General features: G+C 38.5%; 13 protein-coding genes, 1 tRNA gene and 2 pseudogenes. 2 read left to right on the forward strand and 14 right to left on the reverse strand.

The annotated features are described in order from the left end of the window. Positions 1-600: pseudogene (locus AC33VI_RS06180) on the reverse strand (alpha/beta hydrolase); the annotation flags it as partial. Between the two features lie 119 nt (positions 601-719). Here AC33VI_RS06180 and AC33VI_RS06185 point away from each other — a divergent pair. Continuing rightward, positions 720-986 carry a hypothetical protein gene (locus AC33VI_RS06185; RefSeq protein ID WP_491781394.1) on the forward strand — a complete coding sequence of 89 codons (267 nt, stop codon included), beginning with the start codon at positions 720-722 and terminating at the stop codon, positions 984-986. Between the two features lie 13 nt (positions 987-999). Here AC33VI_RS06185 and AC33VI_RS06190 read toward each other — a convergent pair. The 13 genes and pseudogenes from AC33VI_RS06190 to AC33VI_RS06250 all read right to left on the reverse strand — a co-directional run. After that, positions 1,000-1,158 (reverse strand): annotated as a pseudogene (locus AC33VI_RS06190) (NF041680 family putative transposase); the annotation flags it as partial. A gap of 675 nt (positions 1,159-1,833) precedes the next feature. Beyond that, positions 1,834-1,907, reverse strand: a tRNA-Met gene (locus AC33VI_RS06195). A 141-nt stretch (positions 1,908-2,048) separates the two neighbouring features. Further along, positions 2,049-3,086: an N-acetyltransferase DgcN family protein gene (locus AC33VI_RS06200; RefSeq protein ID WP_491781395.1), complete on the reverse strand. Its 1,038-nt coding sequence runs from the start codon at positions 3,084-3,086 to the stop codon at positions 2,049-2,051. Continuing rightward, positions 3,070-4,122 carry a dipeptide epimerase gene (locus AC33VI_RS06205; RefSeq protein WP_491781396.1) on the reverse strand — a complete coding sequence of 351 codons (1,053 nt, stop codon included), beginning with the start codon at positions 4,120-4,122 and terminating at the stop codon, positions 3,070-3,072. Before AC33VI_RS06205 ends, AC33VI_RS06200 begins: the two co-directional genes overlap by 17 nt. A 201-nt stretch (positions 4,123-4,323) precedes the next feature. Next, positions 4,324-5,592 (reverse strand): hypothetical protein, encoded by a 1,269-nt coding sequence (locus AC33VI_RS06210; RefSeq protein WP_491781397.1) that lies wholly within the window; start codon positions 5,590-5,592, stop codon positions 4,324-4,326. Positions 5,593-5,660: 68 nt separating this feature from the next. Beyond that, complete coding sequence (locus tag AC33VI_RS06215) at positions 5,661-6,284, reverse strand: DNA-3-methyladenine glycosylase family protein (protein ID WP_491781398.1); 624 nt, start codon at positions 6,282-6,284, stop codon at positions 5,661-5,663. Between the two features lie 80 nt (positions 6,285-6,364). Then, positions 6,365-7,537 (reverse strand): molybdopterin-synthase adenylyltransferase MoeB, encoded by a 1,173-nt coding sequence (gene moeB / locus AC33VI_RS06220; protein WP_491781399.1) that lies wholly within the window; start codon positions 7,535-7,537, stop codon positions 6,365-6,367. 253 nt (positions 7,538-7,790) lie between these two features. Further along, positions 7,791-8,624, reverse strand: a complete 834-nt coding sequence (locus tag AC33VI_RS06225) for an ABC transporter permease (protein WP_491781400.1) — start codon at positions 8,622-8,624, stop codon at positions 7,791-7,793. A 41-nt stretch (positions 8,625-8,665) separates the two neighbouring features. Beyond that, positions 8,666-11,068 (reverse strand): GumC family protein, encoded by a 2,403-nt coding sequence (locus tag AC33VI_RS06230; RefSeq protein WP_491781401.1) that lies wholly within the window; start codon positions 11,066-11,068, stop codon positions 8,666-8,668. A 178-nt stretch (positions 11,069-11,246) separates the two neighbouring features. Then, positions 11,247-11,954, reverse strand: coding sequence for an HpsJ-like protein, cyanoexosortase A-associated (hpsJ-A, locus tag AC33VI_RS06235; protein WP_491781402.1), 708 nt, complete (start codon positions 11,952-11,954; stop codon positions 11,247-11,249). Positions 11,955-12,039: 85 nt separating this feature from the next. Next, entirely contained in the window at positions 12,040-12,729 is a 690-nt protein-coding gene (locus AC33VI_RS06240; protein ID WP_491781403.1) for a cyanoexosortase A system-associated protein, read from the reverse strand. After that, positions 12,723-13,592 (reverse strand): archaeosortase/exosortase family protein, encoded by an 870-nt coding sequence (locus AC33VI_RS06245; RefSeq protein WP_491781404.1) that lies wholly within the window; start codon positions 13,590-13,592, stop codon positions 12,723-12,725. The genes AC33VI_RS06240 and AC33VI_RS06245 overlap by 7 nt, the downstream gene beginning before the upstream one ends. Before the next feature lie 42 nt (positions 13,593-13,634). Further along, a complete protein-coding gene (locus AC33VI_RS06250; protein WP_491781405.1) occupies positions 13,635-14,861 on the reverse strand; it encodes a hypothetical protein in 1,227 nt (408 codons plus the stop codon). A gap of 477 nt (positions 14,862-15,338) precedes the next feature. On the opposite strand from AC33VI_RS06250, the gene AC33VI_RS06255 reads away from it, so the two are divergent. Continuing rightward, positions 15,339-16,265 carry a hypothetical protein gene (locus tag AC33VI_RS06255; RefSeq protein ID WP_491781406.1) on the forward strand — a complete coding sequence of 309 codons (927 nt, stop codon included), beginning with the start codon at positions 15,339-15,341 and terminating at the stop codon, positions 16,263-16,265. The last annotated feature ends 4 nt before the right edge of the window (positions 16,266-16,269 follow it).

Here is a 16,269-nt window from a genome sequence, read left to right on the forward strand (position 1 = left end):
ACCTGCCATGTAGCGACTAAAGGCTTCATCGTTATTGGCAGTACCATTTTGCCAAGCTCCACCGTAAATAATAATAATAGCGGGATATTTGCCTGTCACGGAAGGTTGATAAAGATTAAGTTTAAGCTCGACTCCATCAGGACTTGCAAACACAATACCCCGTTGAATACGCACCTCCTGAAGTGGAATCCCCCCAAATATATCCAGTAAAACAAAGGGTTGAGGACGCATCTGTGTCTGCAAAGAAGTGGGAATTTTATCTAGATAATCTGTTCCTAAAACTTTAGCCATTTCCAACGCAAACCGTGCATTGGCAGCAGGTAACTGAATCAATGGTTGCCAACTTACAAGTAACCCTAATAAGCTCGCCATGAAAGCCACATCATAAATAACACCTGAGTTTAGTTGAGAGATGATTAATAGCAAGGAGATCCCATTGAAGACAATCAACCAGGGACTTATTTCTGGCGCACCCACTCCTAAAGGTAATAGGGAAAAAGTAGGAGCAGGTATGATAATCCACAGACTGAGGAACAATCCTATTCCACTAAAGAATATCAAAACAATCGGTAATACTTCTGATAAGTTGGTTGGTAACATCTACATTAACTATGGACTTGCTCCCAGCATACTTAAACTTCTAAGTCCTCGCTCTACTGAATTTACCATATAGTTTCAATAGCGATCGCTACTCTACGATAAGATGAGATTAACGAGCGATGCCTTCTAGCGGGCGTGGAACAAGCCGAACTAAATTCGGCGTTTCCGCCCGCTCTAGCTACGCAATCGCCATTGCCAAAACCCATAACTCGCCAGCCCTACCAGTCTTTAATCTCCGTCTTGGATTACTAACGCTAATACTTGATAAAGATGCTTACATAGAAGTCCAAAATCAGGAACGAGGAACATCCTATTCTTTAGGTAGAACTGAGTTAGGTAGATTAGTAACTGCCAGTAACGGTAAAATCAATGGAACAACTTGGTAAATTCCTTTAAAACCTTTTGCTCGATCTGTCGGCAAACTTGTTTAAGTTGCCATACTGCCTTAGATATTGGTTTTTCGTAGGATGTGATTCTTTCGTGTCTTAATGGCAATGCCCAACTTCCTACTTCTTCTGGTATCCAAGCAATTGTGCTGTATCCCTGCCCGACTGTTACTGAGTTATTGGACGATGCCTATTGCTATTTTCATTTTCTCCCTACTTATCCTTCATTCTTCCTCTCTTTTTCGCGATCGCCTTGGAGTTAGTCTAAACTACAGTTAGGAGCTTAAAGAAAAATATCTCAAAAGTAAAGACTCTGTAGAAGCTAGAAGATGGCATTTACTATGGAAAATATCTTTAGGATGGACAATTAAAAATAGTGCGATTGCGGTGGGATGTTCTTATCCTTATGCTTAAAAGATTCTTCATCGATATAATCTCGATGGAGAAGAAGGAGTCAAAAATCGTAAAAATCAAACTAGCAATCATGTTCGAGGAAAAAAAAGGTTACTATCAAATATGAGTGGCTTGAGACGGAAGCTTACGTTTGTTGGAAAAGTTTGACGAGCTATGTCGAGCATATCCTACAGTATTTTGGCGATCGCTATGTAATTAATTTTGCCTAGGTACTTATGTTCAAGTACGGCTATGACCGCACCACGGACAAAATTACCATCTCAAGTAAGGAGGTAGGGGAAAACCTAGAGTTTCATTGTTTCTGTCCTAAGATATTCTCTAGCGTGTCACCTTTGCACCTAGACGACCGCTTTAAGGAGCTACAGAGACGCTTAATAGTCATACCCTGTAAGCGAATTTATGCAAGATATATTATGCAAGTGAACGCGTAGCATGGCGGGAGGCGGATTTGAACCACCGACCTTCGGGTTATGAGCCCGACGAGCTACCAGACTGCTCTATCCCGCGACGACCTAATTAGAATAACACAGATTATTTTAATTAAGCAATAAATTAGAAGAGATCTATTTTTGTAACAATATTGTAAATCAGCTACAGTCTTTTATCTGCCAGGTTTTATAGCTAGAAAAATTATCTTGATTTCGGAGTTTAATTTTTCAGTATCGCCGATAATAGTGGTTTTCCGCCAAATCTAACCACATCATTACAAGGTAAGTTAGTGATGTCAGAAATTTGAGCGATCGCTTTTTTAGCTGTTGTCTCATCCAAACCAAAAGTATTGAGAGCGATCGCCTTTACTTTCACTTTACCCAAAGCTCCCCCCGTACTAGCGACGGTTTCATAGAGTTGAATAACTTCAGGCAGAGGAGGAATAGCAATGTCAGGCAAATCGCGGATGTGGGTTGCTCCCGCTCGATGAACTAAAATTAAGCCTGTAGGCTGGCTACCTCGGATTAGAGGTAGGGTAGCTGTCGAACCTGGATGTAATAGCGAGCCTTGCCCTTCAATTATAATTAGTTCGTTATCGTCTGCTAAGTCCAAAACTACCTTTTCTACTGCCCCTGCTGCAAAATCGACTCTCACCGCATCTAATGGCATACCTCTACCCGCGATCGCCATACCCGCCTGTCCAGTGCCGATAAATTGGGCTTTGATTCCTGCTGCGAGGGCTGCACGATGAATTTCTAGGCTAGCAGACATTTTGCCGATCGCCATATCCGTCCCGACAGTTAGAATTCTCTGACATTTGAGGTATCTAGCTTTTGCCGAGCCAATAGTTAAACCAGGAGGCTCTTGACGAATATCCCAAATCCACTGTCCCGATTTTAACTGGGGAAATAAGGGATTCAATTGAGTGTGCAAACCATTAATAATTGACAGTCCTGTAGCGAGCGCAATTTCTACTTCTGCCTGTAGATTAGAGGGTAGTCTACCTCCTGATGGAGCAATGCCAATTAATAAAGCATCGGGCTGGTAAACTAAAGCTTCTTTTACCTCTGCTACTATAGGCACGTCGCGATCGATCCCAGTTAAAGCGACTAGAGATTCTCCCACACAAGAGCGATCTATTACTGCAACGATCTCAGCTTCGCTGTAGCGTAAAAAAGCCAGTCCTGTTTTGCCGTGTTTTCCTTTGATACCATTCTCTAATAAAATTGCGACGCGATTGTTAGCTACGATTTTCATGAATTACTCCTAATCCAGAGCGCTCGTTAGGTAATAAACGCCCTGATTCTATGGTTGCTCCTGTGAAGGGATCGTCAATTAAGTTTAAATGACTGTCCAAATCTAAATAGTCTGCATCAGGGGCAAGATGAGCCATCGCCGTATTTGCCAGACTGCTATCAGAATAGCAACCAAACATCACTTTGAGGTTACAAGCTTGGGCGATCTGAATCGATCGCTTGGCTTCGGTTAGTCCCCCTGTCTTCATAATTTTAAGGTTAATTCCCGCTACAGAATCCGCCAGACGAGGAATATCGGCACTATTGAAACAACTTTCATCGACAAAAATGGGTAAAGGAGACTGCTGGGATAAATCTTTTAACCAGCGATCGTCTGTAACAGCCAAGGGTTGCTCGATATATTCGATGTCTCGATCTGCCAACCATCGCGCCATAGTTACCGCATGGTCAAAACTCCAACCCCCATTCGCATCTACCATAATTTTAGTATCGGGCGCAGCTTCACGAATTGTTTCTACCATTGCTTTATCGGCTGTGATGCCTTCGGGGCTACCTAGTTTTAGTTTAATGGTTTTGAAGTCTAGAGTCTGTCGCCAAGCTTCGAGTCTTTTAAGGGCATCTTCGGGGCTACTAATGCCGATGGTTACGGAGATCGGGACAATGGAACTGAGATCTAAACCCCAGATTTTCCACAACGGTAATCCTGCTTTTTTGCCCAACCAATCGTAGAGAGCCATATCGATCGCTGCTTGGCAAGCTGTAGCAAGGTTGTTAGTTTGGATTGTGCTTAGTATTTCTTGTCTTTGGAGGGGATGATATTTTTCTAAAAGCGGAATAATGGCTTTTAATTCGGTTATAAGTTTTTCGGTGTTTTTTGGTTTATTTTTATCAATTGAAAAAGGTGAAGCTTCTCCCCAACCTTCAATATTTTCAGCTGAGATACGCAACCAGATGTTTTTAGTTTGTGCTGTTATTCCGCGACTAATTTTAAGGGCAAATTTTTTATGGACGGTAAAAGTTTCTAGTTCGATTTTCATTTATTATTGTTAGGTTTGTAGAAGCTAGTGGTGGTTCATTTCTAAAAATTGTGAGCTAAATAAAACTCGGTCACTACTTGTGCTTCTAAAGCTCCTGTATTGATATTAGAGACGGCTATTGATAGTTAATATTAAACACGGTGTTTTGTCTTCTATAGTCGTTTGTTTTCTATTTGGAATGACTATACTACTAACTACTAACTAATCTCTATTAATAAAAAAATTATTAACTTCTAGTTCCCGTTTGAGTTGGGGATAGTAAATTGGATTAACTTTTAAAATGCGATGCCTTCGGCTAGCTTTATGGGTCGCGGTATCCTTTAGGGCGCAATCGCCTAGTTCGATTACACCCTGTTGGCGTAGCACCTGCACTTTAACTTGAACTTCCATTTCTTCGTCTCCTAAACTTGCAGCTAAGGCAGGTAGGGTTAAATCTTCATGTAATAACAGAGAATATAAAAGATAATGGTCTGCTGAGTTTAAAGTTGGTAATTTGCCTAATTTGGGGGTTTGAGCGATGAGAATGTTTGATTCGGCTTGAGTTTCATCATCATTTTTTGCTTCCTGATGATGAATTGATTGCATAAACCCCTGCACTGCAACGATACTAACTCCTTGAGTAATATCTGCTAATCTCTCGAAATAGCGTTGTCGATTATCTTTATCTCCATCTCCATCTAAAAGTTGTTTATCGGTATGGGGTTCATTAACATGGTGATTAGAGATGTTTTCTGAGGGAAAGCCTCGCGCACCGTCAAAAGTAATCTCCAGTTCGTCGATAATCGGAGTAAGCCATGTTTGTAATTGTTCTGGCGCGATCGCAGGTAAATATTTTACTTTGCCACAATAGGCTTCTAGGTTATAAACCAAATTGAGATATTCCCAGCATACTTGACCCGAACCAATAATCCAAAAACGGTTTTTTGAACCGTCGCACAAAAGCGATCGCAAATAATCAATCCCTTCTAAACCTTCAAGAGAACGTAAAAAACACCAGCTAAGGTTAGGAATTACTATGACTTCTGACTTCTCAGTTTCTGCATAGTTTCGGCTAGATCTTCGCTCAATATAATGCTCTAATTTAGATTTGATACTTGCAATTGATTCTGGTCGAGAAGTAAATGGTAAAACTTTGATTGATACTTGTTTTTCTTTCGCCCATTCTGAGAGAGTTGAGGATAAAATACGGGATACAGGAGTTACAGGACTACTGAGAATTACTACAGAATTGTTAGTATTACTAGGATCTTCGCGCCACCGAGTAAATGTCTCATCTAGGGTAGATGCGATCGCTTGATTATCGGCAGGATTAATCGGTAAATTATCTACTGCATTAACTAACTTTTCTCTAACTTCTTTGGGTAACTCAATCAGCGATCGCTCTGGTTCTTGGGTTTTTCGATCGTCCTTGGCATATCGAGAAAAGATAAAATGGCGACGATTTTTGAGCCAGTTTTTCAATTTTTCCAAGATTTTTATAGTAGTTTTTTTGACCATTCTAATTTGACCAATAAAATATCTGACTTCTGACACCTGACTCAACCAGATTGGCGACGAGGACTGTTAAGATAATAATGCCAAAGAATTTGGGTGGCGATCGCTCTATAAGGCTGCCAAGCAACAGCAATAGCTTCTAATTCTGCTGGTTGTGGACGAACGGATAAATCTTTGATTTCTCGAACTGCAATAATTACTGCCAAATCTTTACTCGGAAAAATATCTTGACGCTGTAATGCCATCATCAGATACATATCTGCTGTCCAATCTCCGATACCTTTGATTTTAGTTAGTTTGGCTCTAACTTCATTGTCGTCTAATTCTGTCAGACTAGCCAAGTCTAAATAGCGATCGCCGATTGCTTTTGCCAATTCTCTACCGTAACGAGTTTTTTGCCGACTAAAACCAATTGCTTTTAATCTAGCATCGTCCAGACTTAAAAAATTGGCTGGGGTCAATCGGGTTACAGCTTGATTCAGGCGATCAAAAGTAGCTTTAGCAGAAGCTAAGGACACTTGCTGTTGGAGAATAATCCAGATTAAAGTCGGAAATCCAGGTTTTCTGTGCCATTGAGGAGGATAGCCATAAGTTTTGACAATTTTAGCCAGATCGCGATCGCGTTGGCATAATTCCTCTATCCCGATAATAAATAATTCATCAGTCATAACTAGTTAAAAAACAAAGCCAGTAGCAAACATCATTGATGACAACTTACTACTGACTCATAAATTATTGAAAGAATTACTTAATATTGAGGGATGCTAGAATCAATTTCTTGACTCCAAGCAAGAATACCGCCTTTAACATTCGTACCTTCAATACCTTCTTCCTTAAGAATATTTAGTGCTTTGGCAGAACGTCCTCCCATTTTGCAATGAGCGATCAAACGATGACCGTTAACTAGTTCTTTGACTTTGGCAATACCGCTACCGTCTTCTAATTCCGACAGGGGAATGAGTACCGAACCGTCAATTTTGGCAATTTCGTATTCGTTGGGGTTGCGGACATCTAAAAGAACATAATCATCTTTACCGCTATCCATGAGTTGTTTTAACTCCCCAACTGTCATTTCCGCGATCGCATTTCCTGCTTCCGCTTCTGCTGCTGCTGCTTGAGGAATACCGCAGAATTCTTGATAATCGATCAGTTTTTCAATTACAGGACGTTCTGGGTTGGGACGCAATTTTAACTCGCGGAAGTTCATCTCCCAAGCATTGTAAAGTAGTAGTCTACCACTAAGGGTATTTTCTGCACCCAAAATAATTTTGATGGTTTCTGTAGCTTGAATTGTACCGATAATTCCTGGGAGCACTCCCAAAACTCCCCCTTCGGCACAAGAAGGCACCATTCCTGGTGGTGGTGGTTCGGGATATAAATCTCTATAGTTAGGACCACCTTGGTAATTAAAGACTGTAGCTTGTCCTTCAAAACGGAAAATAGATCCGTAGACATTAGGCTTGTCTAACAACACACAAGCATCGTTAGTTAGATAACGAGTAGGAAAATTATCCGTACCATCTACTACGACATCATAAGGGGCTAATATATCAAGGGCATTCTCAGAACTAATAGCCGTTTCGTATAAATCTACTTGACAGTGAGGATTGATACTATGAATGCGGTCTTTAGCCGATTGAATTTTTGGCTTGCCTACCCACGATTCGCTGTGGATAATCTGACGTTGCAAATTGGAACTATCAACAATATCAAAGTCTACCAAACCAATTCTGCCAATACCTGCTGCAGCAAGATATAGCAAAAGAGGAGAACCAAGACCACCGCTACCGATACAGAGAACGCTAGCTGCTTTTAGACGTTTTTGTCCTTCTAGTCCTACTTCTGGGAGTATGATATGGCGCGAGTATCTTTGATACTCATCTTTATTTAGTTCAATTGCATCCAAATTTGGATTGAGCATGGTTATAAAGAAAAGCGCGGTCGCTGCCTCAATTAAGAAAGTCAGCTTTATACTGTAAGCATTCTATTATATAGAACTTTTCGTTTATTAAATAAATTTAGAGAATTTTTAATTTTAAAGCGATCGCACATTACGAAACAATTTCTCCGGCGCGATCGCTTTAATTTTTATATTTTGACTAAAAACTAAGAACTAAAAACTAAAAACTACGAGCGATAAAACTATCGAACCTCACTATTCAATTCCCAACGATCTAGATTACATCGGCAAAAGTACGTTCCATCTTGCGGAAAAAAGAAATTCCCGTAACCAGAAAAATTGCTACCAAACCCAAAGAGAGTAAAAACCCTGGCAGATATAAATTAGATTCGCCACCAATAATCGCCCAGCGAAAACCATCAATGACTCCCACCATCGGATTGAGAGAATATAACAATCGCCATTGTTGGGGAACAATACTACTACTAAAACCAACAGGAGAAATATACAGACCAAATTGAACGATAAAAGGAACGATATAGCGAAAATCGCGATACTGTACGTTTAAAGATGCCAGCCACAACCCCGCACCCATCGAAGCAGCAAAAGTGATCGCTATAAAGCAGGGTAGGGTTAAGATTCGCCAGCTAGGAACATACTCATACCAAGCCATTAATCCTAATAAAATTATTCCCGAAACCATAAAATCGACAAAACTAACTACCACCGCACTAGTAGGTACTATGAGACGGGGAAAATAGACTTTAGAAATTAGATTGGCATTACTAATTAAACTATTGCTGCATTCGCCGAGAGAATTAGCAAAAAACTGCCAGGGAAGCATAGCGGCGAATACCAATATGGGATAGGGCGCGCCAGCTTCAGTCGGTAATTTGGCAATTTTACCAAAAATTATGGTGAAGACAATCATGGTTAAGAATGGTCTAATTAACGCCCAAGCCATACCAATAATAGTTTGCTTGTAGCGCACTAAAATATCTCGCCAAGCCAAAAAATAAAATAACTCGCGATATCTCCAGATATCTCGCCAATATTGTCGTTCTGTACGCCCAGCTTTAATGATCAATTCAGGAGGATTAGCAACCATAACTTAGCAGATATCTTTTTGATTATTTAATTATTTAATTTTTAACGACGGCGGAATTGATTTAAGATTCCCTTGCGATCGCCTTCTGTGTCTGGAGCGGAATCTTCATGATTGCTGTGAGACTTATTGTAGTAGGAGTCGTAGTAGGAGTAGGCATAGTAATCAAATTCAGGATCGACCATATTTGCCACAACTCCTGCCAGATGGCATTGACTCTGACGCAAAACATCTAAGGCGTTACTAATAGATTTGCGACTCGCTCTTTGAATGCCTGCAATAAACAAGATCGAATCAACTTCGTTGGCTAAACTTTTGGCATCGGCAATCACCCCAATGGGTGGAGTATCGATAATTATGTAGTCATAACCAGTTTCCCAGTCTTCGATCAATTGCTTCATTTTTGACGAATTCAATAAAGCAATGGGGTTGGGAGAAGTCGCCCCCGCTGTAATTAAATCCAGATTCTCAGTCGAACTTGGTTGTAAATATTCCGTCCACAGGCGATCGCTAGTAATAGCTTCGCTCAATCCCGCTTCATTTTTGATTTGAGCCAACTTGTGTAATTTAGGTTTGCGCAGATCTCCATCCACAACCAAGACGCGTAAGCCTAATTCGGCTAGAACAATTCCTAGATTGTAGGAAATAGTCGATTTCCCCTCAGCCGAAGCTGAAGAAGTAATTGCAATAGTTTTAACCTGACCTTGATCGGAAATCAGATAGCGCAAATTCATCGCCAGAGAACGCAAGCCTTCGGTAAATGATGAATAATAAGAATAAGATTTCTTCGTAGTGTGAATATTTGCTTCGATTCTCGGCTCGCTAACTTTAGGAATTACACCTAATAAAGGTAATTTAGTTAGCTGTTTGATTTCTTCGACTTGTTTTAGGTTTTGATCTAATTGCTGCAGTATAAATGCAGTGGCAACTGCCAAAAATCCCCCTGCCATTAAGGCTTGAATTAATCCCTGCTTGATATTGGGCGAAATGGGTTTGCCAGGCAAATAGGGAGGATTTAAAATACGCCAGGGCGCACTTTCTTCGGCTTCAGAAATCTCTAACTCTTGTCTTCTTTCGAGAAGATAATTATAAGCTGCCGATTTTAGTTCTACTTGGCGTTTTAACTCGGTAAATGTTTGTTGTAGGCGAGGAATATTGACAAAGTCTTGATCTGCCCTGGTTTTTTCTCGACGCAAACTGACTAGTTGGCTTTGTAAAGTAGCTGCTTCGTTTTCTAATTCTAATTTGCGAGTTGTGAGAAATCCTAAAGTCGAGCCTTGAGTAGAGCCTTCGGGGGAAATTTGCCTGACTAAAGGATTATTGCTATCCGAGCGATCGCTTGGGGGATTGTTGCTCGATATGTTGGAGCGATCGCTTGAATTTGATGATGGCTGAATATCGGTATAACTAGGAGTTAAAACAATTCGTTCTAAGATTTCGGGAGAAATTGACTTGCCTAATACTTGTTCGGCTCTTTTTTGGAGTAATTTTTTCAATTCTTGGCGTTTTTCTTGTAAGTTGCCCATGACATGAAAGTTATCATGAAAATCAACCGAACCCAGATTGTATTCCGTTTCGATATCTTTTAACTTGGCTGCTAAATCTTGATATACTCCATCTTCACCTAAAACAGAAGATGCCAACATGGTTTCTGAATCTTGTCCTAGTTCTTTTAACCGATGTTCTAATTCTTGTTTCTGTTTTTGATTGAGATCGATGGCAATTTGGGTTTGCTGTATTTTAAGGGCAATACTTTGTCTGACTTCTCCTGCTGTCATGGCAGAAGCTTCGGGATCGACTAGCTGATGAGCTTGTCTAAAATTACGAATGTTTTTTGCTGCTTCGTCTAATTTTTCTTGAGCATCGGGCAATTGACTATCAATAAATTCGATCGCATTACTAGCCTGCGATCGCTGTTTTTCTAAACTATAGTTGATATAGGTAGAACCAAGGGCTTCTAAAACTGCTTTGGCTTTTTCTGGATCGGTGTCGATATAAGAAACTGCTAAGACATCTGTGGGTATTTTGTTGTTGACTGCTTGATGAATAGATAGTCTGCCAACTATTTGTCCCACAGAAATATCTTCATAACTATCTTTCAGGGTTTCTACTGCCTTGGCAATCATCGAGTTACTACGCAGAACATAAATTTCTGTAGAAAGATCGGTCATTGAGTAATATTGTCTGGCTGGAGTGCTATTGGGAGCAACATTGGCAGACTGCTGATTTTGAGGGTTTTCTAATAAAATTAGGGTTTCAGAACGATATTCAGGAGTTTTGAGGGCAGTTGTTAAAAACAATCCTGTAAAAACCGTTACTCCCACCGCTAGGGCTGGTTTCCAGCGACGATAGACTATTTGTTTGAATTCTGAGAGAGAAAAGCTAGTTTCTTGAGTATTGAAAGCACTTAAGTCTACGGTATCGGATCTAATTATTTCGTTACTCATACTTTAATTCGATCTGTAAATTTTACTAAAAAATAGTCATGTTTACAGAGCCTAGGTTCAATTTTAAGGATAAAAATACTGATAGAAAAAAAGATTATTCTGACCACTTATATTAATTTTTTTTCTATGGGTCAGCTTCAGTAGTTTTACCGTTTTTTAGATAACCACATTGCTTAATTTAATCTTCATTGATGGTAATTCTCGCCCATCCAGTACTTTTCCACATCAGAAAAAATAAAATAGCAGCGATTAAAGATCCGAAATTCCACCGAAGACATTTTTTTAAGATAGTAATTCTTTTTTTACTTTTAAATAAATTAGCTTGTTCGGTGATTGTATCTTGCTTTTTTTGGAGATTTTGAATTATGTCGGTTTTTAGTTGTCGAACATCAATTGATGAAGGTATTTCAATCCTTTGGTTTGATTGCTGTTGTAAAATAAATTGAATATCGTTCTTATTGTTGGCATTCTTTAATTTATTTTTATAGTTTTTAATTGTATCCTTTTGCTGGACAAATTGAGAATTAAGTTCAGCTTTTTGTTGGTGATAGATGCGAAAGCCATTATTAATACTGAGGGGAATCATTAATAATAATGATATGGCTGCTAACAAAGATAGCCAAGATATTATTTTCAATAATAAAGTTTCAATCGGAGCGCGATCGCTACGCTCTCCATAATAAATTAAGACGATTCCTAACAAAGTAATTGGAACTCTTTCGACGATCGTTCCCATGGTTTCAAATTCCCAAACTGGATTCATTAATTGAGGAGGAATCAACAGAAAGAAAAGATCGACAATTGCCATTAGCAATAAACCATAGCCAACCAAACGTAAAATACCCGAAGAAAATATGAGATTTTCTTTATCTTGTAGGATAGTCATGACCTTGCTAAATAGTTTTAATTCAATTTAAACTCATCTAGTATAGTCTGCATAATTAGAGATTACTAACTAGATCGATAGCAAGTTAGTCAAGGGGAGGAAAATTAGGCAACCACCACATATATAATTCTTGCCAGGTGGTTTCTAAAACTTCATGGGCAGTTTGAGGAGTGGAATTTAGAGGAGTAGAAAGATTCACCCAAAGACAGCGGCGATCGCGTATACTAGTTTTCCCTTGCAACCATTGCCAGAACAGATCTAACTTTAAATCGTTTTGATAGCGATACTCAGAAAATTGTCGTTGAGTCACATTACTCGGACTGCGAGGACTAATACAACTGCTTAAATAAGCGCGATCGCTAGTCTGTAAAAGAAGATGATAGCCCACTCCTTTAATATATTCTATTTGTCCATCGGCGATCGCTTTTTGCGGTAACTGGGTATATTGTTTTAAATAAGATTTAACATCTCCTTGGGTATCGACTAAATAGCTGATTTCTAAGGCAATTGGCATTTTGGCACGGATATATTGATACTTTTGACCGATTGCAACCTTTTTTGATTGGGGTTCGCTCGTCGATTGAGAATTAGAAGATGCACCCATAGGAGGAGAAACTATCGCTTTACCCCCAGCAAGTTCTAGTTCTTGAGGAAATTTAAAATCTGCAACCGAGCGATTGCTAGCATCTGGTTTCCACAAAGCATATATTGCGGTTAAATTAATAGCAATTGCCGTAAGAGTTAAGCAATAACTACGCCATTTATCATTTAACATTTATCATTTATTAGTCGATCGCATTGCTGATTTTTCTGCATCATACAATAGCAAAATCCTGTAAATATGGCGATCGCTAGGGTAGAAAAGATCTGAGCACCCATATCTCCATGCCAATACTCAAAAGCAAGACTATGGGGAATTAATAAAGTTAAAATACAGACCCGAACTACTCCTAAAAGAAAACCCAAGACTATAGAGAAAAGCGGAATAATTATTTGTTGTTTTTTCTTAAAATAGACACAGCTAATTAATATTAAAGATAGTTTTAAAATCAGAAGTATCATGGGCAAACCAGCACAAGGATAATCTACCACTGCCTTAAAATTGCCCATTGCTCCTAAATCTATAATTACTTGATTGCCATAACTTATAGTTTTGAATCCCAGATAATACAACAAATAAGTAGCAACTTTAGCATTAAGAATCGTGACGGGAATTACCCGATCGATAAACTGTCCGAGAACCCCTATAGGAAAAAACAAAAACCAAATAAAAAATAACTCTCGATAATATTGATGAATACCTTTGATTCCCGATGCAATTAAAGCTAAAGCGATCGCTCCTGCTATTGGTAGTAAAGATAATAAAGGAGATTCAAAACTAAATAAATTTATACTTTTATCTAAAACTATACCTAGTAAAAATAAGCCGAGAAAGCTGGAAATAGGATCGCTATTATATTTCAGTCGCTCTTTTTTTTGCCATAATAACCACAAAATTGCTCCCCAAAATAGAGCATCTGTAGTCAGGCGATCGAGATTAGCTGTAGTCTTCCAAATTAAGATTAGATAAAAAATAGCAATACTAATTAAAATTAAAAAAAGTAACGAGCGATCGTCTTTAATCTTGCTTAAATACATCAATAATTCGTTTTTTATAATTAATCTTGCTACTTTTTGAATTTATAAATTATCAATTACATAATAGGTTACTCCTTCATTACCCTCAACATTAAAATGAGAAAATTCGCTGCTGTTCTTAATAGTATTAAATTCATTGTCATCAGTAGTAAAAAGATGAGAACCAGATGAAGTATTAAGCATTCTATAAAGAGGAATTGTCTCTATCTCTTCGATCTTATTGGGAAAAGCATAGTAACTAATACCATCAAAACTATAGTTGCTTAGATTTTCATCAATAGCTTTTCGTTCATTTTCGTCCATAGTATATAAATGCGAGCCAGTATCGGTATTAAAAAAGCGATAAACAGGTAATGCTCCTGGGATATTTTCTCCAGTTAAACTATCTTTATTACTAGATAAAACCCGAAAAGCAATATTTTCATATTCATAGCTTAATTCCCCATCAATACTACGTTCGACTACATTATTTCTTTCGTTTTCATCGGCAGTATAAAAATGAAATCCTCGCTCGTATTGAAAAAATCGATGTACTGGTACGGCATCATAACCAATAATTTCATAGCCAATATCTGCCAGAATTGCTAAATCTAAACTAGTAGGTAAATTACGTTCGCCAAAAGTAAAAGATTTATCTAATAAAGCATCTGTATCGCTTTCTAAAGAAAAGCCATCTTCAATATGAATGTCATCATCATCTAACGGTATTCCCTGACCATCATTGATTATAGTAGTTTGCTTGCCTAAAAATTCTCCATTTTCTACTTGGGCGTTAAAAGCAGGGCTAACTCCAATTCCTAAGACATGACCGATTTCATGAAGCATCAAACTCAAAAAATCTTGTTGGTCAAACGGAATATCATCATCAGTCGCAGGCTCGAGATCGAAATAGAAATTATCTACCGCTGAAGCATTAACTTCAATAGTACCCAACCAAGGTTCAAAATCATTTCCGTTAATTCTGGCTTCTCGTTCGCTGCCCAAAACAAAATTAGCGTAATAAGTTCCTTCCCCTAAAGTCGCTCGATTGTCATCCAACTCTACAGAAGAAATAAAGATAATTAGATCGTCAATCGGTTCGTCTAAAGCTATTTCCTGGGCGACATTATCAATGGAAAATCTTAATATTTCTCCTGCTGGAGTAGAAGTAAACTCATCTTGAATATAAGAACTCCAAATTTCCCCTGCTTGCTCTACTATGGCTTTTCGTTCGTCGGTAAAAAAACCAATGGGATCAAAACGGTAATCAAATTTAATATCAAAAGCCATTACAGTTCTTCTGAAAATTTTTATGGGTTAATCTATTGCAATATTTTTTATTTATTTTTTTGTGATAACTGGTTGATTGAATGCGATCGCTTTTCCTAATATCAATCAAAACAAAAGACTAAAACAGCTGCAAAATAGTACTATCGATATTATTTTCTTGAAGATAACTTTTTCTTTAATAAATGTCTTGTGTAGAAATATTGAAAAATCAAAGTATTTCTCAATGATTTTACCGATCGATCGGTATATTTTGCTAAGTATTTTTTGATCTAAAAGTACTTGAAGAATTTTAAAATCAAAAACATCAAAGAGCTTTTAAGTAATTTATCTACGAATTGATGACTAGTTAAAATATTGCAATCAAAAAAATAAAGCAAAAATACGGAAGATGATTGCCAGCAAAACTCAGTAAGGTTAGGGATATTTATTTGAGTTATTTTTCTTTGCAAGTAAATTATATTTTATGGCTATAAATTTATGCGTACCTTAATTTTTGCTTGTTCTACAATTTTTTTTCTGCCCTTTTTTTGCTTGGATGCTTTAGCAAAGCCAATCGTTCGCTCTACATCGGATTCAGAAATATTTACCGAACTTGAAATAGCCCCTCAAGGAAATAATTCGCCAACAGTTACCGCTGATAATAGCGGTTGGAGCGATAATAATCGTAATGAAATAGAAGATGTAAAATTACAACTCCAAAATATTCGCCAACGTAACTTTACCCCCAGTCGTGGCGTACCTTCCCTAACCGTTGCCAATCCCTATGGTTTTGGGGCGGATAGAGGCTTTTTTAGCGGTTTGAGCTATCAAGTCGATACTCGCGGAGGGCTAGAAGATGAAAATGATGGCGATGCTACTTTTGGCTTTGGTACTGGTTTCGGCAACGCCCGAAAATCTATAGGAGTAGAACTTAGTTATAGTTTGCTAAGTTTTGGTCAAAATGCCCGTGATTTTGGTTCTGGGGGGTTTAACCTCAAACTCCATCGTAAAATCGCTCGTGGATGGGGCGTTTCGGCTGGTTGGAATAGCTTTTTATCCATTGGCGATGCCAACGATTTGGAAGATTCTTTGTATCTTTCTACCACCAAGATTTTTCAACTCAGAGAAAAAGTTTCTTCTCCCCTTAGTCGAGTTGGAGTAACTGTGGGAGTCGGTAACGGACAATTTCGCAGCGAAGATGATATTGCCGATGGCAATGAAACCTTAAATGTCTTTGGCAGTATGGCTTTTCGCGTTGCTCGCCCAGTTAGTTTGATTACTGAATGGACGGGGCAAGACTTGGCAATGGGTTTATCTGTCTCTCCCGTGCGAACCCTTCCTATTACCATCAATTTAAGTGCTAGAGATCTTGCTGGTGCTGGTGATGAAGTACGCTTTGTTTTTGGTATTGGTGCGGGATTTTAATTGC

Source organism: Waterburya sp. (assembly GCF_058530065.1).

Bases quoted from the DNA above. Each gene is read 5' to 3' on its own strand.
- AC33VI_RS06215 (WP_491781398.1), bottom strand. From the start codon at position 6,284: ATGACTGATGAATTATTTATTATCGGGATAGAGGAATTATGCCAACGC.
- AC33VI_RS06240 (WP_491781403.1), bottom strand. From the start codon at position 12,729: ATGTTAAATGATAAATGGCGTAGTTATTGCTTAACTCTTACGGCAATT.
- AC33VI_RS06250 (WP_491781405.1), bottom strand. From the start codon at position 14,861: ATGGCTTTTGATATTAAATTTGATTACCGTTTTGATCCCATTGGTTTT.
- AC33VI_RS06245 (WP_491781404.1), bottom strand. From the start codon at position 13,592: ATGTATTTAAGCAAGATTAAAGACGATCGCTCGTTACTTTTTTTAATT.
- AC33VI_RS06200 (WP_491781395.1), bottom strand. From the start codon at position 3,086: ATGAAAATCGTAGCTAACAATCGCGTCGCAATTTTATTAGAGAATGGT.
- AC33VI_RS06255 (WP_491781406.1), top strand. From the start codon at position 15,339: ATGCGTACCTTAATTTTTGCTTGTTCTACAATTTTTTTTCTGCCCTTT.
- AC33VI_RS06225 (WP_491781400.1), bottom strand. From the start codon at position 8,624: ATGGTTGCTAATCCTCCTGAATTGATCATTAAAGCTGGGCGTACAGAA.
- AC33VI_RS06205 (WP_491781396.1), bottom strand. From the start codon at position 4,122: ATGAAAATCGAACTAGAAACTTTTACCGTCCATAAAAAATTTGCCCTT.
- AC33VI_RS06230 (WP_491781401.1), bottom strand. From the start codon at position 11,068: ATGAGTAACGAAATAATTAGATCCGATACCGTAGACTTAAGTGCTTTC.
- hpsJ-A (WP_491781402.1), bottom strand. From the start codon at position 11,954: ATGACTATCCTACAAGATAAAGAAAATCTCATATTTTCTTCGGGTATT.
- AC33VI_RS06185 (WP_491781394.1), top strand. From the start codon at position 720: ATGCCTTCTAGCGGGCGTGGAACAAGCCGAACTAAATTCGGCGTTTCC.
- moeB (WP_491781399.1), bottom strand. From the start codon at position 7,537: ATGCTCAATCCAAATTTGGATGCAATTGAACTAAATAAAGATGAGTAT.